This window comes from Fundidesulfovibrio terrae (genome assembly GCF_022808915.1).
GTDB lineage: Bacteria > Desulfobacterota > Desulfovibrionia > Desulfovibrionales > Desulfovibrionaceae > Fundidesulfovibrio > Fundidesulfovibrio terrae.
On sequence record NZ_JAKZFS010000001.1, the window covers coordinates 577,554 to 597,511 of the forward strand.

General features: G+C 63.2%; 27 protein-coding genes. 8 read left to right on the plus strand and 19 right to left on the minus strand.

Translation table 11 applies throughout. The features are described 5' to 3' along the window. Positions 1 to 10: 10 nt before the first annotated feature. Positions 11 to 274 carry a hypothetical protein gene (locus ML540_RS02630; RefSeq protein ID WP_243358336.1) on the plus strand — a complete coding sequence of 88 codons (264 nt, stop codon included), beginning with the start codon at positions 11 to 13 and terminating at the stop codon, positions 272 to 274. Positions 275 to 355: 81 nt separating this feature from the next. Here the strand turns inward: ML540_RS02630 and ML540_RS02635 are convergent, their stop codons facing one another. The 5 genes from ML540_RS02635 to ML540_RS02655 are packed head-to-tail and all read right to left on the minus strand — an operon-like array spanning position 356 to position 2,004. Next, positions 356 to 601: a hypothetical protein gene (locus ML540_RS02635; protein WP_243358338.1), complete on the minus strand. Its 246-nt coding sequence runs from the start codon at positions 599 to 601 to the stop codon at positions 356 to 358. A gap of 6 nt (positions 602 to 607) precedes the next feature. After that, positions 608 to 862: a hypothetical protein gene (locus ML540_RS02640; protein ID WP_243358340.1), complete on the minus strand. Its 255-nt coding sequence runs from the start codon at positions 860 to 862 to the stop codon at positions 608 to 610. A 7-nt stretch (positions 863 to 869) separates the two neighbouring features. Continuing rightward, positions 870 to 1,046, minus strand: coding sequence for a hypothetical protein (locus tag ML540_RS02645; protein WP_243358342.1), 177 nt, complete (start codon positions 1,044 to 1,046; stop codon positions 870 to 872). Continuing rightward, entirely contained in the window at positions 1,043 to 1,510 is a 468-nt protein-coding gene (locus tag ML540_RS02650; RefSeq protein WP_243358343.1) for a thermonuclease family protein, read from the minus strand. Before ML540_RS02650 ends, ML540_RS02645 begins: the two co-directional genes overlap by 4 nt. A gap of 8 nt (positions 1,511 to 1,518) precedes the next feature. Beyond that, the gene (locus ML540_RS02655; RefSeq protein WP_243358344.1) at positions 1,519 to 2,004 is read right to left on the minus strand and encodes a transglycosylase SLT domain-containing protein; all 486 of its coding nucleotides are present in this window, start codon (positions 2,002 to 2,004) and stop codon (positions 1,519 to 1,521) included. A gap of 249 nt (positions 2,005 to 2,253) precedes the next feature. Here ML540_RS02655 and ML540_RS02660 point away from each other — a divergent pair, with 249 nt between their 5' ends. From ML540_RS02660 to ML540_RS02680, 5 genes are all read left to right on the plus strand, one after another. Continuing rightward, complete coding sequence (locus ML540_RS02660) at positions 2,254 to 2,964, plus strand: DVU0298 family protein (RefSeq protein WP_243358345.1); 711 nt, start codon at positions 2,254 to 2,256, stop codon at positions 2,962 to 2,964. A gap of 66 nt (positions 2,965 to 3,030) precedes the next feature. Continuing rightward, positions 3,031 to 3,375, plus strand: a complete 345-nt coding sequence (locus ML540_RS02665; protein ID WP_243358346.1) for a DVU0772 family protein — start codon at positions 3,031 to 3,033, stop codon at positions 3,373 to 3,375. 120 nt (positions 3,376 to 3,495) lie between these two features. Next, the gene (locus ML540_RS02670; RefSeq protein WP_243358347.1) at positions 3,496 to 3,879 is read left to right on the plus strand and encodes a response regulator; all 384 of its coding nucleotides are present in this window, start codon (positions 3,496 to 3,498) and stop codon (positions 3,877 to 3,879) included. After that, complete coding sequence (locus ML540_RS02675) at positions 3,870 to 4,610, plus strand: metallophosphoesterase family protein (RefSeq protein WP_243358348.1); 741 nt, start codon at positions 3,870 to 3,872, stop codon at positions 4,608 to 4,610. The genes ML540_RS02670 and ML540_RS02675 overlap by 10 nt, the downstream gene beginning before the upstream one ends. Continuing rightward, positions 4,607 to 5,959 (plus strand): protein kinase domain-containing protein, encoded by a 1,353-nt coding sequence (locus ML540_RS02680; protein WP_243358349.1) that lies wholly within the window; start codon positions 4,607 to 4,609, stop codon positions 5,957 to 5,959. The genes ML540_RS02675 and ML540_RS02680 overlap by 4 nt, the downstream gene beginning before the upstream one ends. Before the next feature lie 55 nt (positions 5,960 to 6,014). Here ML540_RS02680 and ML540_RS02685 read toward each other — a convergent pair whose 3' ends face one another. From ML540_RS02685 to cbiR, 6 genes are all read right to left on the minus strand, one after another. Beyond that, positions 6,015 to 7,295, minus strand: a complete 1,281-nt coding sequence (locus ML540_RS02685; protein WP_243358350.1) for an amidohydrolase family protein — start codon at positions 7,293 to 7,295, stop codon at positions 6,015 to 6,017. Positions 7,296 to 7,352: 57 nt separating this feature from the next. Then, positions 7,353 to 8,378 (minus strand): hypothetical protein, encoded by a 1,026-nt coding sequence (locus tag ML540_RS02690; protein ID WP_243358351.1) that lies wholly within the window; start codon positions 8,376 to 8,378, stop codon positions 7,353 to 7,355. Positions 8,379 to 8,645: 267 nt separating this feature from the next. Next, positions 8,646 to 9,674, minus strand: a complete 1,029-nt coding sequence (locus ML540_RS02695) for an HD-GYP domain-containing protein (protein WP_243358353.1) — start codon at positions 9,672 to 9,674, stop codon at positions 8,646 to 8,648. Beyond that, complete coding sequence (locus tag ML540_RS02700) at positions 9,641 to 10,684, minus strand: DHH family phosphoesterase (RefSeq protein WP_243358355.1); 1,044 nt, start codon at positions 10,682 to 10,684, stop codon at positions 9,641 to 9,643. The genes ML540_RS02695 and ML540_RS02700 overlap by 34 nt, the downstream gene beginning before the upstream one ends. A gap of 6 nt (positions 10,685 to 10,690) precedes the next feature. Then, the gene (locus tag ML540_RS02705; RefSeq protein WP_243358356.1) at positions 10,691 to 11,221 is read right to left on the minus strand and encodes a bifunctional adenosylcobinamide kinase/adenosylcobinamide-phosphate guanylyltransferase; all 531 of its coding nucleotides are present in this window, start codon (positions 11,219 to 11,221) and stop codon (positions 10,691 to 10,693) included. Further along, a complete protein-coding gene (cbiR, locus tag ML540_RS02710; RefSeq protein WP_243358358.1) occupies positions 11,218 to 11,964 on the minus strand; it encodes a cobamide remodeling phosphodiesterase CbiR in 747 nt (248 codons plus the stop codon). The genes ML540_RS02705 and cbiR overlap by 4 nt, the downstream gene beginning before the upstream one ends. Before the next feature lie 116 nt (positions 11,965 to 12,080). On the opposite strand from cbiR, the gene ML540_RS02715 reads away from it, so the two are divergent. Beyond that, positions 12,081 to 12,224 (plus strand): hypothetical protein, encoded by a 144-nt coding sequence (locus tag ML540_RS02715; RefSeq protein WP_243358360.1) that lies wholly within the window; start codon positions 12,081 to 12,083, stop codon positions 12,222 to 12,224. 714 nt (positions 12,225 to 12,938) lie between these two features. Here the strand turns inward: ML540_RS02715 and ML540_RS02720 are convergent. From ML540_RS02720 to ML540_RS02735, 4 genes are read right to left on the minus strand one after another with little or no spacing between them, the layout of a single operon-like run. Continuing rightward, positions 12,939 to 13,484, minus strand: coding sequence for a hypothetical protein (locus tag ML540_RS02720; RefSeq protein ID WP_243358361.1), 546 nt, complete (start codon positions 13,482 to 13,484; stop codon positions 12,939 to 12,941). 12 nt (positions 13,485 to 13,496) lie between these two features. Beyond that, the gene (locus tag ML540_RS02725) at positions 13,497 to 13,880 is read right to left on the minus strand and encodes a hypothetical protein (protein ID WP_243358362.1); all 384 of its coding nucleotides are present in this window, start codon (positions 13,878 to 13,880) and stop codon (positions 13,497 to 13,499) included. 57 nt (positions 13,881 to 13,937) lie between these two features. Further along, on the minus strand, positions 13,938 to 14,894 hold the full coding sequence (locus ML540_RS02730; RefSeq protein WP_243358363.1) for an SU10 major capsid protein: 957 nt from the start codon (positions 14,892 to 14,894) through the stop codon (positions 13,938 to 13,940). A 30-nt stretch (positions 14,895 to 14,924) separates the two neighbouring features. Continuing rightward, on the minus strand, positions 14,925 to 15,845 hold the full coding sequence (locus ML540_RS02735) for a hypothetical protein (protein ID WP_243358364.1): 921 nt from the start codon (positions 15,843 to 15,845) through the stop codon (positions 14,925 to 14,927). A 270-nt stretch (positions 15,846 to 16,115) separates the two neighbouring features. Here ML540_RS02735 and ML540_RS02740 point away from each other — a divergent pair, with 270 nt between their 5' ends. Further along, a complete protein-coding gene (locus ML540_RS02740) occupies positions 16,116 to 17,102 on the plus strand; it encodes a hypothetical protein (RefSeq protein ID WP_243358366.1) in 987 nt (328 codons plus the stop codon). Between the two features lie 55 nt (positions 17,103 to 17,157). Here ML540_RS02740 and ML540_RS02745 read toward each other — a convergent pair whose 3' ends face one another. The 4 genes from ML540_RS02745 to folD all read right to left on the minus strand — a co-directional run bounded on the left by ML540_RS02745 (position 17,158) and on the right by folD (position 19,825). Further along, positions 17,158 to 17,724: a hypothetical protein gene (locus ML540_RS02745; RefSeq protein WP_243358367.1), complete on the minus strand. Its 567-nt coding sequence runs from the start codon at positions 17,722 to 17,724 to the stop codon at positions 17,158 to 17,160. A gap of 227 nt (positions 17,725 to 17,951) precedes the next feature. Then, entirely contained in the window at positions 17,952 to 18,497 is a 546-nt protein-coding gene (locus ML540_RS02750; protein WP_243358369.1) for a YbhB/YbcL family Raf kinase inhibitor-like protein, read from the minus strand. Then, positions 18,481 to 18,951 (minus strand): YbhB/YbcL family Raf kinase inhibitor-like protein, encoded by a 471-nt coding sequence (locus tag ML540_RS02755; RefSeq protein ID WP_243358371.1) that lies wholly within the window; start codon positions 18,949 to 18,951, stop codon positions 18,481 to 18,483. The genes ML540_RS02750 and ML540_RS02755 overlap by 17 nt, the downstream gene beginning before the upstream one ends. Positions 18,952 to 18,961: 10 nt before the next feature. Continuing rightward, positions 18,962 to 19,825, minus strand: a complete 864-nt coding sequence (gene folD, locus ML540_RS02760; protein ID WP_243358373.1) for a bifunctional methylenetetrahydrofolate dehydrogenase/methenyltetrahydrofolate cyclohydrolase FolD — start codon at positions 19,823 to 19,825, stop codon at positions 18,962 to 18,964. Positions 19,826 to 19,958: the final 133 nt, after the last annotated feature.

The following is a 19,958-nucleotide window of genomic DNA, read 5'->3' on the forward strand; positions in this document are numbered from 1 at the left end:
GAGAGCAGCCATGAAACGAATCATCCTGGCCGCCTTGCTGGTTACGGCGTTCGCCACCCAGGCCAGCGCATACGGGTCGGTGTCCGTGGGAGGGCCCAATGTGGGGTTCTCGGTGTCGGTGGGTACGCCTCCCCCGCCAGTCTATTACGCGCCTCCCCCGCCGGTCTATTACGGGTATTCTCCCGGAGCCTACTACGTGCCCGCACCGCCGCCCCCGGTGTACTACTACAAGCCGTGGAAGCATCATAAGCATTGGCGCCACTGGGACGATTAGAGGGCGTCACGAGGCACGCGTCAGCGCCGATCCCGGGAACGCAAAATGCCGGGGGGCCAAAAGCCCCCCGGCCGTCTTTTCTCAGCCTGGCTTGCGGTCAATCCCGGTGACCACGAACACCCGCGTCGGCCCCTCCTTGGGGGCCGGTTCCGCCGGGTCGGTCTGCCGGACGATCTCCTTGATCTCCTTGGCCGCCGCCAGCCGCACCTTGTCGTCCTCGGCCTCGAGCAGGTTCTCGAGCACGTCCAGCACCTTCTCGTTCAGGAGCTTGGCCGCGCGCTCGCATGCGGCCGCCCCTTTGGGAGAGGCTTTCCTTCTGGGAGCCATGCCGGCTCACTTCACGGCCTGGCGGACCAGCTTCTCCCAGACCGCCAGCCCCAGCCACACAAGCCCCCCGCCAATAACCGACGTGACCACGGTGTTCACCACCTGGCTGCGCAGGGAAAAAGCCTCCCGGAGCATCTGATGGTGCTTGGCGTGCTCGTGCGGGGCCAGATCGCAGCCGGAGCAGCATCCGGGACGCATGAGCCCCTCTTCCTGGGCCTCGCGCAGGGCGTCCTTGATGAGGGGTTTGAGTTCCTCGCTCATGGGCGCGCTACCGGATGGGCTCGGAGGTGAACAGCCGCAGGGCGGCGTTGCTCACGGCCAGAACGGCCGCCTGCAAGGCCGGATCCATGGCCGTTTTTCCCGCGGCCGCCTGGACGCCGAGCGCGCCCAGGGCCGCGATGTTGGTCCAAAGGGTCTTCGACTGATACCACTTCTTCCCGTTCATGGGGTTCTCCTGTGCTTGTTCCGCCATACCCACGGCGCGACCGGACCTTCTTTGGCCCACAAGCCAAGGCCCTGAAGCCTGGCCCAGGTTTCCGAGATGGTCAGCGCCGTGCAGTCGCGGCAGTATTGTTTATAGACCCAAGCATGCCCGGCCTTGACCATGGCCGCGTTCAAGTCCTGCCTGCCCGGAAGCAGCAGGAGAACGCCCACGGTGCGTCCGTATGCGTCCACGTCCCTGGGGAGGACCTCGACGGCGCGATCCTGGGCCAGCGACGCCAGATACTGGCGCGCCTCCTTCCCGCCGGGCTGGTCGAGCTCCGGGGCGTCTATGCCGTAGAGGCGCACGCGCACGTCGTCCACGGTGACGGTGTCGCCGTCGTGGACGCGCTGGACGGTTCCGGTGAAGGCCCATGCCTGGGCGGCCAAGAACATCGCAATCGCAAACGAAACCAGTCTGATGGTCATGGGGGTCCTCATTGGGGCCATTGCCCCCCCAAAGCCTGGGCGATCCTGTCCACGTAGGGCTGGTTGACGAAACTCCCGGAGAGGTCCCGGCGCGGGCTGCCCGCGTTGTAGGCCGCCGCGACTCCCGGCCAGCCGTGGAGCGCCTTGTAGCGGTCGCGCAGCCGTGCCAGCAGCCTGCAACCGTACTCCAGTCCTGTCTGCGGATCGCACAGGGCGTTCAGGAACGCCCCCTGGAATCCGAGTCCGCGCGCCGTTGCCCCCATGACCTGCATGAGCCCCCAGGACGTGGCCCGGGCCTGGCGTTCGCTGTCCAGGCTGCACGGGGCCACGGCCCGCACTGATGCGTCGGAGGCCACGTGGCGCGCGAAGAATTGCGGTTCATACCGGAAGGCCCACGAATTGCCTCCGGACTCCACTCCCGCCACCGCCTCCACCAGCCTGGACGGCAGGCCGTGGGCTTGGGCGGCGTTCTCGATGAGCGCTTGGTGCTCCATTCTCCGTTCTCCTCGCTCGATGCTGCCACCCGGGCGCGACGGGTCCGCGCGTGCTGTCGGGGCGGTCCGGCCCTGCGGGTGACGGGCCGGATAATAGTGGAACAGAGTCTTTTGTGAAGGGTACATAGGGGTATAGGGCTATGTGGGAGAATTAATCGTGCCCGGTGCGGCCGGGGCCAGGCGTCACGCTTCTGGCCTTGCAGGATGTTCCGGTGTATCGAGAACCATCGACACCTATCCGGAGGCACTATGGGCAAGTTGCGGGAATTGCGGAAAAACGTCCTGGACGCGCTGCGGAAGGACCCCTGGCCGGACGGTCTGGCCAGCCTGGAGGAGCATGCCCCCAAGGCGCTTTTGGGGCCGCTCTTCGCTTGCCTGCTGGAGCCGGCCCCGCTGGTGCGCTGGCGGGCGGCCTCCGCGTTCGGCGCGGTGGTGTCCCGGCTGTTCGACACGAAGCCCGAGGACGCCCGCCAGCTCATGCGCCAGTTCATGTGGCGCCTGAACGAGGAGTCCGGCAACGTGGCCTGGGGCGTCCCCGAAGCCTTCGGGGAGATCCTGGCCGCTCAGCCCGTGCTGGCCCGGGAGTTCCACCTGGTACTGGCCTCCTACATCCACGAACGCGACTGCAAGACCGGCGACAACTACCTGGAGCTGTGCCCCTTGCGGCGCGGCGTGTACTGGGGCCTGGGCAGGCTGGCCGAGGCCAGGCCCGAGCTGGCCCTTGCCGCGCTTAACGACCTGGTCCTGGCCCTGGCCGGAGACGACCCGGAGAGCCGGGGCCTGGCCGCCTGGGGCGTGGGGGGACTTCTGCCCCTGGCCGGAGACGGGCGTGGTGCGGCCCTGGCCGGGCTCGAGGCGCTCACTGGTGACGAGTCCCCCCTCGAGTTCTATTCGCACGGCAGCCTGACGCGACGGAGCGTGGCGGACATGGCCCGGGAAGCTCTCGCAAAAGCCTCTTGACCATTTTTTAGGAAGGATTATTACTCAGTCATGGTCCCGAAATCAAAGAGCGCCCAGGAGGCATCCATGGCTGAGCTGAAGAGTTTCAAGGAATACGACGTGGACTGGGAGATGACCCCCGAGGCCGCCGTGACCCTGTATCTCGAGTGGGGAAACAACTGCTGGCTGAACGAGTTCAAGCCCGTGCGCTACAGGAGCGACTCCACCACCTACTTCGTGGTGAACACCTGGGAGCGCGAGCCCAAGCTCATGCTCATCAAGCGCACCAGCGACGACGCCAAGGAGTTGGCCATCCTGCCCCTGCCGGACCACCTCAGGGGAAATTTTCTGGAGCACATCGGCAACAACAAGGGCGTCTACGCCCCCACCCCCGAGATCAAGGATTGGCTGCGGACCCAGCTGAGCAACTGAAAACGGATGATCGCCTCCTCAAGGCCGGGAAACCGGCCTTTTTTATTGCCCTGAAGCCACCCGGAATGTAAAAAATCGGCGCGGAAGGTGGAAAGACTCAGGGCGTGTCTGGAGGCAACTATGGAAAACGCGGGCATCCTCATCGTGGAGGACGAACGCATCATCGCCTTGGACCTGCGCAGTAAGCTCGCCAAGCTCGGCTACACGGTGATCGGGCTGGCCCACACCGGCCTGGAGGCTGTCAGGCTCGCGGCCGAACTCAGCCCGGATCTGATCCTCATGGATATCATCCTCGACGGCAGTTTCGACGGTATCGAGGCCGCCCGGCGTATCCGCGAGCATCGGGAAATCCCCGTGGTGTTCGTTTCCGCCTGCAACGACGTCTCCACCAAGGAGCGCGCCGGCCGCACCGGCTGCCTCCACTTCGTCTCCAAGCCCGTCGACGCCCGCGAACTCGCGGAGCGCATCCACGAAGCCCTGTCCGGAAACGGAGAATGCGGCTGATCGTTCTCTCAGACATCCACGGCAACCTCGAAGCGCTCCTGGCCGTGCTGGCGGACGCGAGGCGCGTGGCGCCGGGCGCGGCCATCGTCTGTCTGGGCGACGTGGTGGGCTACGGCGCCGACCCGGAAGCGGCCGCGCGCATGGTCATGGAGTCGGGCGCGGCCTGCGTCATGGGCAACCACGAGATGGGCGTCACGGACCTGCGCAGCCGCTCGCGTTTCAACCCCCAGGCCTGGGACTCCGTTCTCTGGGCCAGATCCAGGCTTTCGCCGGAAACCAGGCGCTGGATGGCCGGTCTGCCCGCCAGCTTGAGCCTGGAGGGGTGCCGCTTCGTCCACGGCCTGCCGCCGGACGAGGTGGACACCTACCTGTTCCAGGCATCCGCCGCCAAGGCCGTGCAGGCCATGGAAGGCATCGCCGAGGATGTCTGCTTCGTGGGCCACACCCACCAGCTGCGGCTCGTGCGCGTCGAGAATGGCCGCCTTTCCGGGGGACGCCTGGAGGAAGGCGTGAGCCGGCTGGCCCCGACGGTGAAATACATCGTCAACGCCGGGGCCGTGGGCCAGCCCCGCGACGGCAACCCCAAGGCAAAATACTGTCTCTACGAGCCGGCCTCCCGGGAGCTCGTCGTGCGTTTCGTGGACTACGACGCCCAGGCCGCCGCCGACAAGATCATCGCTTCGGGCCAGCCCAGGGTCTACGCGGACCGGCTCACGCAGGGCGCTTCGTGAAGCGCATCGGCAAGTACGAGGTCCTGGGACTCCTGGGCCGGGGCGGCATGGGCTCGGTCTACAAGGTGGCCATGCCCGTCACGGGCAAGATCATGGCCCTTAAGCTCCTGGCCCCCAACCCCTTCCTGAAGACACTCATCGGGCGCGCCGAGATCGAGCGCCGGTTCCTGGCCGAAGCCCACACCTTGGGCGCGCTCAGCCACCCCCATGTGGCCTCCGTGTGGGATTTTGGACGGGCCGGGCGGCGGCCGTTCTTCCTCATGGAATACTATTGCCGCGACCTGGGGCAGGTCATCGGAGAGACCGCCGAGGCGGAGGCCGCAACCCGCAGGCTCCCCTTGCCGCGCGCCGCCGGGTACGCCGTGCAGACCCTGGACGGCCTGGACCGGCTGCACCACGCGGGCATCGTCCACCGCGACATCAAGCCCTTCAACCTGCTCCTCACCGACGAGGACCAGATCAAGATCACCGATTTCGGGCTCTCGCGGGTGCGCGGGGAGGGCGTGGCCAGCTCACCGGGCCTCAAGGTCGGCTCGCCCTACTACGCCGCCCCCGAGCAGGAGGACGACCCCGACCGGGCCGGGCCGCGCGCCGACCTTTATTCCGTGGGGGTGACGCTCTATCGGATGCTCACCGGGCTTCTGCCCGAGTGGCCCCTGGAGGGCGATCGCCTGCCAAGCCGCCTCTCGCGCGATCTGGACGAGGCCTGGGACGACTTCTTCCGGCGGGCCCTGTTCCCCAAGGCCGAAGGCCGTCACCGCGACGCCCGGCACATGGCCGCCGAGATCACCGTACTGCTGGCGGACTGGAAAAAACGCCTGGAAAACGCCTGCCGGTTGGAGGGGGAGGGCGAGCCGCCCCCGTGCCCAGTGCCGGGACTGGGCCAAGCCCGGACGAACCCCCTGAAGGTCTCGGGGAAAAACGCCCGCGAGGCCCTGGGCCTGGACCAGCTCTGGCGGCCCCGCTGCTACACCGTGCAGCGCCTGTCCCCTCGGGTGGGGACCGTGCTGGACGAGACGTCCGGCCTGGAATGGCAGCTGTCCGGGAGCCGGTACCGCCTCACTTGGTGGGAGGCCCACGAATACGTGGCGCACCTGAACGCCACCGGGTTCGCGGGGGCGCGCGACTGGCGGCTGCCCACGGTGGAGGAGCTGGCCCGGATCATGACCCCGCCCGCCGAATTCACCGGCCATTGCCAGAGTCCCGTCTTCGACGAGGAGCAGCGCCTGCTCTGGAGCGCCGACCGGCGCGCCTTCACCCAGTCCTGGTTCGCGGACATGGAGCTCGGAGCCTTCGCCTGGGCCGACATGACCTGCAGGAGGCACGTGCGGGCGGTGCGCACGAGTTGAAGCAACATGCAAGAGTGCATGCCAGGAAGGCTCGCACTCGCGTATCTCCTCAGCTTCAGGGGGCGGCCGGATACCTCCTGTCTTTCTCCGGAACTGCCATGGCGGCCTCAAGCCAGGGGTGGATGTCCTGGCCGGAAGCGAACCGGGCCCTGTTCTCTTCCATGTATCGCACGTGCGCCCAGATATTCGGTGTGTACCGTGCGGGATTCCCGTCTCCGAATCCCAGGAACTTCCGCGGGTTGGCGTCCCACATCAGGTGAAAGTGTTCGATGGGCAGTATGTATTGGCCGGTGAAGCCGTGCCAGTAATCAATTTCCGTGCTGACCATCCGAAGAAGCCAAGTGTCCGATCCCCACAGCACCTGGCCGCGACATTCCTCCCTGGCAATTATCGTGGCCAGGTTCCCCAGATAGCCGCTTGCCAAGGGGCCGGGCAGGGAGTCCTCATGGAAGGACACGTCGGCGAAAACCCTGTCGCGGTATCCCTGCGAACCCATCAGGGCCAATATGAGGCTGGACCATGAACCCGATTGGAAAACGTCCTGGAAACTGCCATTGGGTTGTTTTTGCACGAAGTTCTCCGACCCACCGAAATGTGCGAAGCAGATCTTCAGCTTCGGAAACGTGTCCAGGAATCCGTCTCCGTCATCGACCAGTCCCCACAGTTTCGGACTGCAATTGTCGGCGGTTACGTTGTCTTTCTTGAACCCCCCTTGGTTGCAGTGCATCAGCATGGGAATCTCGTTGTCGTTGCAGTACTGCATGACATCGGACATACCCGCGTCCGTCAGGCTGTAGCCCAAGGAAGGGTAGAGCTTCACTCCCACGAAGCCACCGCGGCACAGGCACTGCTTGGTCCGTTCAACGAAATTCCGGCGGTTTGGGTTCACGGCGTAGAACGGCAACATCCGGCCGGGATAGTTGACCATCTGTCGCTGGGTGTCCTGGACTTGGCGATCCAACTGGTCAGGCCGGGCCGGCACTGGGTCTGGCTGGGGTTGGCAGAGGATGTCCATCATCAGGGGGACGAAGATGAAGGGGTCGCCGCCTTCTTCGTCAAGTTGTTCGACCATGTCCTTGGCCACCAGGTCCATGTTGGAGAGAGTGCCCAACTCAAGGGCCGACCATGCGTCCCCGTGCCTCCATCCCCGGGGGAGTCCCTGGGTGTCGCTTCCGGAGTGGTGGACCATCACGGCTTTAATGAAACCGATGGCCAGTTCGGCCCCGCCTCGGCTGAGGCCGTGGTCCTGGATCAGGCGATTTTTCAGTATGAAGACAGTGTCCTGGTTGAAAACGGACTGCAGGTTGAAAACATGGCAATGGGTGTTGAAACGCACGGTGCCTCCTTGTGAGGGGTTCACGCCGCAATTGCGGATAAGGACACGTCGGCGCGCTCAACTGCCGGCCGTTGGGGACTGACCATCAGGCTTTTTGCTCAAGCGTATGACCTGTTGGAGCACCTGGAACCAGAAGGGGGCTCCCAGAGAAACGGCCAGGATCGTGATCAGCCAGCCCACGGCCTTAGTGGCCCAGTCCCTGGGAGCGTCGGGCACCAGGCGCGGATCGTCGCTGTTCCAGCCCAGGGGGAGTTTGGCCATGATGCCCGAGTCCAGGAATTTGGCCAGTTGGGCTTCGGGCGTGGCTCCGGGCGCGGGTTTGACCAGATCCTGAATCTGCGTGTTGAGGGCCGGGCGCAGACTCTGGTCCATGGACAGGCTCCGGCAAATGCCCAGGGTATCGGCGTTGGTCAGCACCACGATGAGCAGGCTCATGACCAGGGCAGTGTATTGGGCTTGGCGCTTGTACCATCCGCTGGCCCGGTCCATGGTGGAATCGTACCAGCCGGCGATGTTGACCTTGAGCTTGTCCATGTCCCCGGCCGCGTCTTCCATCAGAACCTGCAAGGCTCCCTTCACGGTATCGTTGTCCGTGATTTTGTCCACGGCGGCCTTGAAGTTCGGGAAGGTCATGGGTGGGGCCTGTCCGTCGCCTGTCCCTTTGAGCACGTTGTCCATGAAAGCCATGACGAAAGAGTTGGAGGGAATGTACGAGGGGAGGTTGTTGGTGAGCGCCTTGGCGTCGTCGTACGACCCTTGGTAAAGGCTGAAGATCAACGGATGGGTGTAGAAGTTATCCAGCAGGCCGGGCGGTTCGCTTTGGACGGGCTGGCCTGTGCTGTCCGCCCGCATGCGGTTGCACAGGCTGGCTTTCAGGTTTCTCGAGCTTTTCCAGAGAACGCCGAGGGCCGAATTTGTGCCTTGGCCCGCGTCGAAGAGTTCGCGCAAACCAGCATCCAGATTATTCGCCCGCAGGCTCAGGAAGTTGAGGGCCAGTTCGTTGAGTGTGGAGCAGATAAGGCTCAGGAGCAGGAAGACAAACAACAATCCAACAATAGTTTCCAGGGTGGCGGAATTGAACATGCGGCCCCTCCGTGGTGTGTCGGCGTGATGTTTGTAAGGCGTTTTCGGTTCTTACGTATAATAGTTATTTAATGTCCTCTGTTATTTGATCTGCTTCTCGCGTGTGGTGCCATTGTGGCGGATGACAAGAGGTAGATTTGGCCTCTTTACATGTGCGAATATCCCAGGTGAAATTAAAATGTACAGCTGAATTGCGCTTCGATAGATAAGATATGGCGGGATAAGAGACGTGGACTGGTCGAGCTCTGCCTGGGCGCCTCCTGGGCGTCAGACGATGCGCGCGTTGCCCAGCACGTACACCAGGCGCTTGTACAGGACCGGGTCGAAGGCACCCTTCATGTCTTCCTGCATGATGGTCAGCGCCTTGTAGGGCGGCAGGGCCTTGGCGTAGGGCCGCTCCGAGGTCAGAGCGTCGTAGACGTCGCACAAGGCCAGCACCCTGGCGTACACCGGAATGCCCTCCCCGGAGATGCCGCCCGGATACCCCCCGCCGTCGAAGCGTTCGTGGTGGAAAAGGATGGCGTTGGTGGCCACGTGGCTGATGGGCATGGAGGCGCAGATGCCCAGCGCCCGCACCGGATGGGTCTTCATCATCTCCCATTCCGCCTGGTTGAGCGGGCCGCCCTTGTTGATGACCGCGTCGGGGATCTGGGTCTTGCCGATGTCGTGCAGTGCCGCGCCCAGCCCGGCCTCGAAAAGAGTGGTCTGGTCGATGCCCTGCACGCTCTGCAGCACCGATATGGTCAGCACCATCACGTTCAGCGAATGGCTGTAGGTGTGGTACTTGTGCGAGAGGAACTCCGAGAGGCTCCTCAGGCTCTCCTCCTTGGAGAGCAGGGCGATGCCCCGCTTCACCAGGGTCTGCATGGCCTGGTAGGTCTTCTCGTCCAGTCCCCGGGGCAGCTTGCTGGCGAAGCTCTGCTTCAGCATGCCCGAGGAGATCTGGTAGAACAGCTTCGAGCGCTCCTCCATGGGGATCTGGTTGTTGAGCAGCATGTTGCCCAGGTTCTTGGCCAGGTAGGTCTCGTAGTCGAAGCGCTGGTCCACCCGGATGTAGAATTCGCTGACGTCCAGCAGTTCCTTGAGCTTGGGCTCCACGCTGAAGGTCTCCCCTTTCTTGGCGTAGAGCACGAACCAGTCGACGCGCTTGAGGTAGAGGTCGAACTGGCCCGCCGTGCCGGGCAGGATGGTGCGGGGATGGATGGGGAAGTAGTCCTCCCCGCGCTGGGAGACCTTGGGGGCCGCGCCCGGCTGGTGCACGGTCATGACCCGGCCTGCGCCGCCTTCACCGGACATGCCTCGCCCTCGGCCACGGACCAGTCGGGCTGGAGCATGCGCCCGGTGAGGCGCTTCCAGAGGAATTGTTCGGGATCGTAGCCGGCCAGCCTGGAAAGGTCGATCTCGGCCCGGGCGGCCATCTTGTGCCCCCCGGCGCACCCGAAGGCGCCGAACCAGTCCTGGGCCTTGCGGCCCATGTTGCGCCGCATGCCGTCGGAGCGCATCACCGCCACCAGCTTGTCGTTGTAGATTCCAGCGATGCAGTTCCAGGACAGGCCGTGCACGCGCAGGAAAAAGTCCGCCAGCACCACCAGCGCGTCCGGGTTTTCCACCGGCCCCACATAGGCGAAGAAGCCCTCGCGCCCGACCGAGCGGGCGCGCTCGAAGGCCCGTGAGAAATACTTGAGCCACTTGCGGTGGAAATCGGCATGCACGATGCGCCGCAGGAGCAACTTGTCCGCCAGCTTGGAGAGATAGCTGAACGCCTTCACGTCCACGTCGGAAAAGTCGCGTTCGAAGGAGCCGGTGTCGGTCTTGATGCCGTAGAGCAGGGCCGTGGCCAGGAATTTTCCCGGCTTGATGCCCAGGTTGTACAGGTATTCGGTCAAAAGGCTCGAACACGCCCCGTAGTCGGTGCGGATGTCCACGTATTTGGCCCTGGCCGGGTGGGCCGGGTCCAGGGGGTGGTGATCCAGGATGATGTCGTAGTCCACCGGGGGGAAATCGGTGCTGTGGTGGGGCTGGGAGTCCACCATGGCGAATCGCTGGCAGCACTTGGCGATGTCCGGTGTGACGCGGGTCAGGGGGATGCGCAGGGTGCGGATCATGGCCAGGTTGTCGGGGCGGGAGATGTCGTTGACGTGGCCGATCTCGGCCTGGCCGCCGCGCGAGCGGATGATCTGGCGCAGGGCCATGGACGAGCCCAGCGCGTCCGGGTCGGCGCTTATGAGGATGAGCCATCGCTCATGGGGCGTGATCAGACGCGTCAGGCCCTCGAGCTTTTCGGTGAGCACCCTGAAAAAAGCCATCTCTCCTCACTTGAGCGCAATGGGCAGCCCGGCCACCACCAGCCTCACTTCGGAGGCCGCCCGGGCCAGGCGTTGGTTGAGCGCGCCCTGCGCCCTGGCGAAGCGCCTGGCCAGGGACGTGGGCGCGATGGGGCCCAGGCCCACCTCGCAGCTCACCAGCACACACGCCGGGGAGCCCTCGGCCACGAACCCGGAAAGGCTCCCGGCCAGTTCCTCCGCCAGCTCTCCGACCAGTTCATTCGGGCGCTCCGGGGCGCTCTCCATGCAGGCGAAGAGCCAGAAGTCCAGGCTGTCCACCAGCACGTTCCGGCCTTTGGCCGCGGCGTCCGCCAGGGCCTCGGGTAGCCTGGGCCCGGGCTCCAGCACCGGCACGCGCGGGTCGCGGCGCAGGCGGTGCTCCAGGATCTGAAGGCGGAACGCCGCGTCCCGGGCAGCGCCCATGGCCATGACCACGCCGGGGCCGGGGGCGGCGCGGAAGTACTCGTACGCCAGGTCGGACTTGCCCGACTTCTCGCCGCCCAGAATCAGCCGGATCATTCCGGACGCCTCCAGTCCCGCGTTAGTTTGGTAAAATTTTCAAGGCAGTCGCGCAAGTCCGATTCGGAAAAAACCTCGAAGAGTATCGGGGTATTCGCCCCGATCAGACCGAGCACCTCAAGGATGGTCCGGGCCTGGCTGGGGGAGAGCTCCGAGAGCGGCAGGTGCTCGTGGCGCTCGCGCACGATGCCCGGCGCGTAGCAGTGCACCAGTTCCACCCGGCCCGGCAGGTCCGGCTCGTCCAGGAGCCAGTGCTGGCCGAAGGCCATGAGGTGGCCCACGTCCAGGCACACGGGCAGGTCCAGGTCCTGGATCACGGGCCAGTGGGCGCGGAGATCCTGGCCGGGTATGTTCTCCACCATGAGCCGCCAGCCCGGGGCGCGGTCGCGCCACAGGGCGGCCACTCCGGCCAGCCGCGCGGGATCTCCCGGCGGGTGCAGAACGCCGCCCCAGGGGGAGAGCCTGCCCGGGAGCTCCATGAGGCGGGAGATGATGTCCCAGACCGTCTCGGGGCCGTCGTCCCAGGGCAGGTCCACGGGCAGGTGCACGTGGGATTCGAGGTGGTCCGGGGCGGCGAAGTCGGCCGGGGTGTAGGCCAGCGACGCGGCGCTCTGGTAGAAGAGCAGGGCCACCTGCCGGATGGGCAGTTTCCACGCTCCAATGCGCCGGAGGTTTTCCGGCAAAGTCTTTGGCCAGAGCCAGCTGGTGGTCGCCAGGGGCCAGCTGGGCGGGGTCTTGTTCATTGATTCACTTGCACGGGAAAGTTACATTTGGTAGACAGCCGGTGGCTCGCGGCGCAGGCTTCTTCTGTCAAAAAAGCGCCCCGGGCGGAAGCGTTTTCCAGCGGAGGTGTTAGCTCGTGACGCGCTTTCGAAATGCCTTTCACCATGTGTTCAATCCCCTTCACGTGTATTGCCGCCTGAAGGACATGGGGCTCTCCGCCCCCGTGGCCAAGAAGATGTGTAAAGCCTACGAGCGGTTCGTCTTCCGGCTGCTGCCGTAACACGTACCCCTTCTCAAGAAGGGCCTTCGCCCTTCCCCGGATTTCTGCCCCCCTTTGAATTCCCCTGATGTGATGGTTGATGGACCGTCGCGGCTGCGCCGTGGTGCGCCGGGCTGCGGCCGGGATCGTAGGTGGAGATCCGGTCGTACTGCTTGCCGGAACCGGTGTCCTTGGAGATGGAGCGGTCCAGATCCGATGCGGCGAGGGGGGGATCAGATTTCCAACTTGTTCGGGAGGATGCTCCGCCATTCACCAGGTGTTTGACATATCGTATTTACTATTTTATAGCGTTAACTGGTTTGTGGATGTGCGCGAGTGGATGGGGCGAAGAGTAGTATTGGCTATGATGACTGGCGAGGGGGGGGGGCTGTGCTGAAGATAATATCTTTTGAGCTTTGTAAGATAGTCGTCAGTTGTTTGTTGGGGTATGGGCTCATTTTTTTGTACAAAAGATTGATGGTTGGATAGTATGGTTGCAGAAGATCAAGCCAAGCTGGCGAAGAAAATAGCAAGGGAAATTTATTCTGGAGCTATTGGGGTTGCCATTTTGTATTTTTTGTATGGAAAATATTACGGAGGAGGATGCTGGCTGTGGGCTCAGTAGCTCCTTGTTTACGACATATTCTTGATGTGTTGTGGTATAGTGCTCAGTTTGTTTTTTTCTATTATGTGGTCGTTGGACTGTGCGGCAGTTGAGCCGCACAGTCCGCTGGATTATTTTTTCTTTAAATCATAACCAATAGTCGGGTCGGTCAACTTTAAGATGTTTTCTGTGGCTGTGTGACCTCCTCCATAACCTTTCAGGGCCGCCCACCCTGCCGCGGGAGCAGTGACAATTCCGTCATAGGCGGCCAGCCCGGCGGCAGTCCCGCTTATTGCGCCACCTGCAACTGCCAAACCTTTTTTTTCGTCTGGCGTAAGTTTTCGAAACTCCATGCGTTCGTCTTGCATGGGAAGCCAGTGCTTATAGTCCGGGTTGGGATTTGATGGGTCATATTCAACGACCCCTCCCGGCGTCTGGTCCGTGTAAACCGGGCCAAATTGTTCTTGCCGCTTCTTTGCGTTCTCCCAAGCCCGATCTTCATCCAGTTTGGCTGCCGTCACCGGATCAAGCCGCGTCATTTCACCCCCTTGGGGGTTGTACATGTACGTGCCTCCATCACGGTATTCGTATTGGGTGCCGTTGCTGTCGAAGAAGTTCTTCTCGTCCTTGAGCCACGAGTAGTCCGAAAAGCTGGGGTCGTCGATGCGTTCGCTCATGGTGCTCCTCCTTTAGAGCTTCTCGTTAGAAGTTGATTCCACAGTCCCGTCCGCCTTCCCGCTCCCCGCATCGGCGCTCGCGCCGCAGGAGACGATCTTGCTTCCGGTAGCCAGGGTGTTGTTGGCCGTGTCGTCGCAGGCCTTGAATTCGGGTCTGGTCCTGAGCAGCCAGTCCAGCTGGTCCCGGTCCATGTTCATGGCGTGGACGTCCTCCTCAAAATCCCCGCGCGGCATGTAGACCGGGATCACGGCCTCGATGCGGCAGTCCTTGAAGAAGCCGCGCTGGTCCTCGGGCAGGCTCCTCAGAAATTTGTTCAGCGCCAGGATGGACAGGTTGTCCTGGGTGGCGGTGGCGCGCAGCTCCTCGCCGGTGAGCGTTATGCGATGCTCGATCATCGTTCCTCCTGGAAAGGGGCGGGCCTTGCGGCCCGCCCCTGTTTGGTCAGTTGTCCGCTAGTCGGTCGCGCACTTCTTGCACTTGGCGGCGGACTTCTCGTTGTGCATGACGAAGGTGGCCTCCACGATGGACTGGCACTTCACGGAGTCGCCGGTCTGGGCCAGGTCCACGCACTTGAAGGGCCGCAGGAACGCCATGGAGCAGCGGCTGGGGTCGTAGACGTAGACCCGGTCGTAGGAGTTGCCGGTGTCGGTGTCCTTGGCGATGTAGCGGTCGATGGTGACCTTCATGCGCCCGAAGGGGGTCTCCAGCACCATGACGGCCATGACTAAGGTCTGCTCGGAGGCGTTGGTGTTGACGGTGATGCGCCCGGCCTGGTTCCAGTTGGCGATCTTGCGGGCCTGCACCGGGCCCACCAGGATCACCGAGGGCTCGCCGCCCGCCTCGTAGCAGGCCTGGGACATGGCCAGCAGGTCGGCCTCGGAGAAGTCGTTGCCGGAAGCGTAGGCGGCGTAGGACTTGTCGTTGGTGGTGACGAAGCCCTCCAGGCCCTTCATCTGGCGGGCGGTGCCGGCGTCTCCGGCGTTGGCCGTGGCGTTGTTCAGGGCGGCGTATTCGAGCTCCGTGTTCAGGTACTTGAAGCTCTTGTCCATCTCGTACTGCTTGACGCGCGAACGGCCCAGCGGGGTCACGGCGTCCAGGGTGCCGGAGATCTTGAAGGTGTCCTCCAGGATCTGGCAGTAGTTGGACAGGCGCACCGGGGCGGTGCGGGCCTGGGCCACGGCGTCCGCGCCCTCGATGGCTTTATTGGCGCCGGTGGGGGTCTTCAGTTCGTCCTCGAGCCATTCGTGCAGCACGTTCTTGGCCTTGAGGGTCTTGATGGAGGAGATGAAGGGCGTCTTGTGGGGAGTGACCGTCTGAATCATGTTCTCCACGTCGACGAAGATGGAGTCCTTCATCTCGCGCACTCCGGCGCCGGAATTGGAATAGTAGGACGTAAGGGAATCGGCCATTGCGAGGAATCCTCCTTTCGCAGGTTGGGGTTAGCGGGGGGAGCTGTCGCCCATGGACAGCTCGATGTAGCGCAGCAGGTCGCCCTCGCGGGCCTGACCGGCCTTGCAGCGCGCCTTGAGCGCGGCCAGTTCGGCCGCGCGGGTCGCGCCGGGCAGGCGGTCGTCCAGGATGCCCGCGGATTCCAGGGCGGGGGGGCTCATGCGCCCGGCCACGGCCTGCCTGATGCGAGCGCGTGGATCAGCGTTGCCGGGCTGGGGCATGGGCTGGGAAATGGGAGCGGTGCCTCTGAGGTCGCGCTCAACGGAGGCGCGCAGGTGGGTGTACAGGTCCAGGAACGCGCCAGGTGTGCGCTCGACGGCTTCAAAGAAAGGCCTCTGAACCTTGGCGGGTAAAGACCGTACATACCCTTCAAGTCGCCTGAGCACATAGCCGAACAACGGATCGTTGGACTGGAGCACGGCCAGCATGGCCTGGTTGTTGACCAGCTTGCGCTGGGCGCGGCGCTGCTGCGCGGCCTGCATCATCTGCTTGCGCTGGGCCATCATGTTCTGCCACTGCATGCGGCCCATGGGGTCCATGGGGGGCGGGCCCATGGGGGCGTCGGGGATGCCGTCGCCGTCCACGTCGATGCCCTCCAGGTGTTCGATCATGCCCGGGCGGGCCTTGAGGCTCGCCAGGATGGCCTGCAGGGGCACCTGCGACGGGGCGGGCTGGCCGGGCTGGGGCATGGCTGAACCGGGGGCGTATCCGGTTCCGGCCTGAGGTTGGGGCGTTCCCTGGGCCATGGCGCGGCGGCGCAGGATCTCCTCGTCGGGGAGGTCGGATTCGCCGGGCGCGAAACCGGCGAGGTGCTCGAGGTAGCGCTTGTACCTCAGTTCGTTGGCGGCCTGCTGGTCGACCGCCCCGGCGGCGGCGTAACCGGCGGGTCCGGCGGTGGTGGGATAAGGCATTCGGGGTTCCTCCTTGAGAGGTGGTTATTTTCCTTGGCTTCCCGCGCCAAGGTTCCCCGAATTCTATGCAGGCGGGTTTTTATTTCACCCCACATAGCGGTATGTGGGGAGAAAGTTGAAAAAAATTGAGGAGAGGAGAGGGGGCAGGACAAGACGACTTTCTCGAATCAGGGAAACGACATCTTGTTTTAATATTTGTTGCGCTATATCAGGTCCGCATGGAGCAATCGTGGATAGCGCCCAAAACCGTTCGATCCCTAGGAGTAGTGAGTGCTAAAGAAGGTTTTGATATTCATCGTCGGCTTTTCCCTGTCGGTGCTGCCGGTCGCCACAGCGTCCGAGCGGGACGATCTGATATCAGTTCGAAAGTATTGCAAGGATTTTATTGGAAAAACGACACGGGATCTTCAGTCTGTTTTTGACGTATGGAATAAAACTGCAAACAGAGCTGTTGTAATGCCAGATAATAGCGCTGAAGCGTTTGCTATTAATGATATATCCGTTGATGTTTTGACGCTGAGAGCATTCATCGAGTTGGCGCAAGATGTTTTGTTGGCCTCTGGTGTCGAGATGGGCATCGCTCTCGATCTTGGCAAGAAGCCTGTCATATATGGCGATGCCTTAAAACGATTCCCAGGGGCTATCCCCGTGCTCGCAGACAGAATAATTTCCGGGTATGGCTCCTTGCCCTCGCAAGAGTTGAAGGCGGCAGGAAAAGAGATGGCTCCATATCTTAAAAACCTGGTTGCGGCTTTTGATGGTTGGCCGGGATCGTATTTGCGAGAACATATTGGCGATGAGCCTTATGGGAAGGGGGAGCTCTCAAAAGGAATGGTTGAATTGGCGACACGTGTAGATAATGTTAATGATGCATCGGTGAAATATTTCAAAGACATGGAGCGTGCTGAAAAAGTGGCCATGAAAAATGGCATGGATTATATTTATCTGTTTCGGCAGACACAAAGGAGCATCACTTCGCTGTCGATACTTGTTCCGGATGTATACATGCTGTTGGTTGTTGGGGAGAGGCTTCAGGCTGTTGGATCACAAAAAAACTTGTCAAAAAATGACAACGAATTGATCATATATTATTTGCGGGGGAGAATGGCGCGGTACAAAGAGGTGCTTGATCTTCTTGATAAACAGTGCGCTGTTCTGTGGCCAGATGAAAAAGCTCCATGTACTGTCATGGTGGATCAGTTTAAGGAGATGTACATGCAATTCGAAGCAAATGCCTTGCCGCTAGGTATTCAGTAGCGTGATGGCGCTTGCTGCACCTCGCTTGTGCAGCAAGCGCCATCGCATGGTTCATTTAAAAGGATTTTCCCGAGTCGATGATTTTGGTGCCGGTATCCCACACATCCCATACCTGCTTGGCCGGAACGGGGAGCAGGCCAGAAGCCGTCCCGATCACACCTTCCATCCGTGTCCTTTGTTGCTCTGGCGTGAGAGGCTGCCCGGAAGCCTGCAAGGCTGTCATGGTCAGGGCCTTGGGGACATTCAGGCCTGGATGCCAGGTCTTTGTCAGGTCGCTTACGGTTTCTTCCACCGGCGTATCATAGTCCAGGCTCGGGTGGACCTCCAGACCCACGCCGCGAACGATGCCTTTGCCGAAGCCCGAGAGAATCTGGACGAAAGGATTCTCCATGTACTTGTTGTACGGCATCCTGCTCTGCCAGCCGCCTTCGCCTTCCCTGGGCGCCCGGATGACCGGGGTGTCGGGGTCACTGGCGGTCCCATCGCCTCCAACTTGTGGGGATGAATCCTGCTTCGGTGTAAGCATTGCGTCCCAATTGGACTCCCGATCGGCGAACGTGTTCTTCACGTCGTCCGTCCACGCGTAATCTTCGAATCCGGTGCCTTCACTGCGCTCGCTCATGAGTAACCTCCTTCTGAGCGTAAAGTTGTTCCTTGGGCATTTCACTCGACATCCGGCACTCCTCCGGAATTGGCCGCGAGCATAGCCAGGCGCGGATAAAATTCACCCCACATAGCGGTATGTGGGTAAAAAGGTGAAAAAATGCCCTCTCCGCAGGGAGAGGGCTGATGGGCGCGTCGTTTGCGCGCGTGAAAGCAGGCGTCCGGCCGGATTGGCGGACGCCTGGACTATTTCTTGGAATACTTGCCCATGATCTTGCCTCGGGCCAGGATATGCCCCTCCACGGCCAGGAGGAACTGCTGCTTGGTGGCTGCTTCCGGCAGGTCCAGCGCGGTGTCCAGGGCGAACACCTCGATCAGGTAGCGCCGGGTCACTCCCTGGGGCGGGCAAGGGCCGCAATAGCCGGGCTTCCCGGCGGCCCCGGCGCAGACGAGCTGCATCCCTTCGCCGCGCATCTGGCGGGCGCGCGGCTGGTTCTCGGACACCCCCACCGTGCCCGCTGCCGGAATGTTATAGGCCATCCACAGGGCGGCCGCCCCCTTGGGTGCATCAAGCTCGGTCATGATGACGGCCAGGGTCCTGGCCTCGGACGGCACTCCGCTCACCGTGAGGGGAGGGGAGTGCTCGCCTCCCTCGCAGGCCAGCGCGCGGGGCATCTTGTCCCCGTCCTTGAACAGGGGACACCCCACCGTGAGCGAGGAGGCATCGCTTGACCCGCTCAGGCAGAACAGGGCCAGCGCGGCGATGAGGACGATTCTAGCGGGGCCGAGCATAGCGCCCCGTGAGCATGGCGTGGCCCAGCACGCGCCCCTTGGCCGCGGCCAGGAACTGGGCCTTGGACGCCCCCTCCGGCAGGTCCAGGGCGGCGTCCAGGGCGAACACCTTGAAGATGTAGCGGTGCGTGCCGGACGGAGGGCAGGGCCCCTGGTAGCGGGAGTTGCCCCAGCTGTTGCGGCCGTGGACCCCGCCCTTGGCGGCCAGGACCTCGGGAGTCACTCCCGGGGGCAGGTCCGTGAGCGCCGCCGGCAGGTTGAACACCAGCCAGTGCACCCAGTCGCCGCCCGGGGCGTCAGGGTCGTCGCAGAGCAGGGCCCAGGTCTTGGCGCTCCCGGACAGCCCGCCGACCGTGATGCGCGGCGAAACGTCCTTTCCGTCGCAGGTGTGGACGGAAGGGATGCTCCCTCCTTCCGCGAAAGCGTCGCTGGTCACGGTCAGGGGCTGGCTCATGGGCTGCTCCTTAGGTTCTATTCATTCGCCACGTGTACGCCTGGACGGTGTTCGAGAGGAGCATGGCGATGGTCATGGGGCCGATGCCGCCGGGCACCGGGGTGATGGCCGAGGCCACGTCCTTGACCTGCTCGAAGTCCACGTCGCCGCACAGGCCCGAATCGGTCCGGTTGATGCCCACGTCTATCACCACGGCGCCGGGTTTGACCATGTCCTTGGTCACGAATCTGGGACGGCCGATGGCGGCCACCAGGATGTCGGCGGTGCGGCACTCCCCGGCCAGGTCCGGCGTGCGGGAGTGGCAGAGGGTGACGGTGGCGTTGGCCATGGGCTCGGCCCGGGCCAGCAGGAGCGCCATGGGCTTGCCCACGATGTTGGAGCGCCCGATCACCACGGCCTTCTTGCCGGAGCAGGAGATGCCGTAATGCTTGAGCACCTCCATGACCCCGGCCGGGGTGCAGGGCAGGAGGCTCGGCAGGCCGATGCACATCTTGCCCACGTTGACGGGATGGAAGCCGTCCACGTCCTTGGCGGGGTCCACCAGGGCCTGGACGGCCAGGAGGTCGAGGTGCTTGGGCAGGGGGGCCTGGACGAGGATTCCGTCGATGGAATCATCCTCCGACAGGCTGGTGACCAGCTTTTCCAGAGCCTCCTGGGTGATGTCCGCGCCGACGCGGTGGGCGGTGGAGGTGATGCCCGTCTCGGCGCAGGCTTTTTCCTTGTTGCGGACGTAGACTTGGGAGGCCGGGTCGTCGCCCACCAGCACAACGGCCAGGTGCGGCGCGCGGCCGTGGACTTTCTTCAGGCTTTCCACCTCTACGGCGAGTTTCTGGCGGATGGAGAGCGCGGTGGCCTTCCCGTCGAGAAGCTGCATGCAGGTAACCCTCATATGACTGGATTTTCCGCACGCCGGACGGGAGGAATCCCGGCGAGCCGGTATGCTCTTGATAGGGTAAAAGCACCGGCAATGCAAATCGGTGCGCGGACGCGAAAAAGGGGCCGGGAAG

Coding starts and splice junctions, on each gene's coding strand:
- ML540_RS02735 (WP_243358364.1), bottom strand. CDS start 15,845: ATGCCTTATCCCACCACCGCCGGACCCGCCGGTTACGCCGCCGCCGGG.
- ML540_RS02665 (WP_243358346.1), top strand. CDS start 3,031: ATGGCTGAGCTGAAGAGTTTCAAGGAATACGACGTGGACTGGGAGATG.
- ML540_RS02755 (WP_243358371.1), bottom strand. CDS start 18,951: ATGAGCCAGCCCCTGACCGTGACCAGCGACGCTTTCGCGGAAGGAGGG.
- ML540_RS02660 (WP_243358345.1), top strand. CDS start 2,254: ATGGGCAAGTTGCGGGAATTGCGGAAAAACGTCCTGGACGCGCTGCGG.
- ML540_RS02720 (WP_243358361.1), bottom strand. CDS start 13,484: ATGAGCGAACGCATCGACGACCCCAGCTTTTCGGACTACTCGTGGCTC.
- ML540_RS02705 (WP_243358356.1), bottom strand. CDS start 11,221: ATGATCCGGCTGATTCTGGGCGGCGAGAAGTCGGGCAAGTCCGACCTG.
- ML540_RS02670 (WP_243358347.1), top strand. CDS start 3,496: ATGGAAAACGCGGGCATCCTCATCGTGGAGGACGAACGCATCATCGCC.
- ML540_RS02695 (WP_243358353.1), bottom strand. CDS start 9,674: ATGTCCGGTGAAGGCGGCGCAGGCCGGGTCATGACCGTGCACCAGCCG.
- folD (WP_243358373.1), bottom strand. CDS start 19,825: ATGCAGCTTCTCGACGGGAAGGCCACCGCGCTCTCCATCCGCCAGAAA.
- ML540_RS02750 (WP_243358369.1), bottom strand. CDS start 18,497: ATGCTCGGCCCCGCTAGAATCGTCCTCATCGCCGCGCTGGCCCTGTTC.
- ML540_RS02700 (WP_243358355.1), bottom strand. CDS start 10,684: ATGGCTTTTTTCAGGGTGCTCACCGAAAAGCTCGAGGGCCTGACGCGT.
- ML540_RS02730 (WP_243358363.1), bottom strand. CDS start 14,894: ATGGCCGATTCCCTTACGTCCTACTATTCCAATTCCGGCGCCGGAGTG.
- ML540_RS02635 (WP_243358338.1), bottom strand. CDS start 601: ATGGCTCCCAGAAGGAAAGCCTCTCCCAAAGGGGCGGCCGCATGCGAG.
- cbiR (WP_243358358.1), bottom strand. CDS start 11,964: ATGAACAAGACCCCGCCCAGCTGGCCCCTGGCGACCACCAGCTGGCTC.
- ML540_RS02655 (WP_243358344.1), bottom strand. CDS start 2,004: ATGGAGCACCAAGCGCTCATCGAGAACGCCGCCCAAGCCCACGGCCTG.
- ML540_RS02675 (WP_243358348.1), top strand. CDS start 3,870: ATGCGGCTGATCGTTCTCTCAGACATCCACGGCAACCTCGAAGCGCTC.
- ML540_RS02630 (WP_243358336.1), top strand. CDS start 11: ATGAAACGAATCATCCTGGCCGCCTTGCTGGTTACGGCGTTCGCCACC.
- ML540_RS02745 (WP_243358367.1), bottom strand. CDS start 17,724: ATGAGCGAGCGCAGTGAAGGCACCGGATTCGAAGATTACGCGTGGACG.
- ML540_RS02645 (WP_243358342.1), bottom strand. CDS start 1,046: ATGAACGGGAAGAAGTGGTATCAGTCGAAGACCCTTTGGACCAACATC.
- ML540_RS02690 (WP_243358351.1), bottom strand. CDS start 8,378: ATGTTCAATTCCGCCACCCTGGAAACTATTGTTGGATTGTTGTTTGTC.
- ML540_RS02640 (WP_243358340.1), bottom strand. CDS start 862: ATGAGCGAGGAACTCAAACCCCTCATCAAGGACGCCCTGCGCGAGGCC.
- ML540_RS02650 (WP_243358343.1), bottom strand. CDS start 1,510: ATGACCATCAGACTGGTTTCGTTTGCGATTGCGATGTTCTTGGCCGCC.
- ML540_RS02725 (WP_243358362.1), bottom strand. CDS start 13,880: ATGATCGAGCATCGCATAACGCTCACCGGCGAGGAGCTGCGCGCCACC.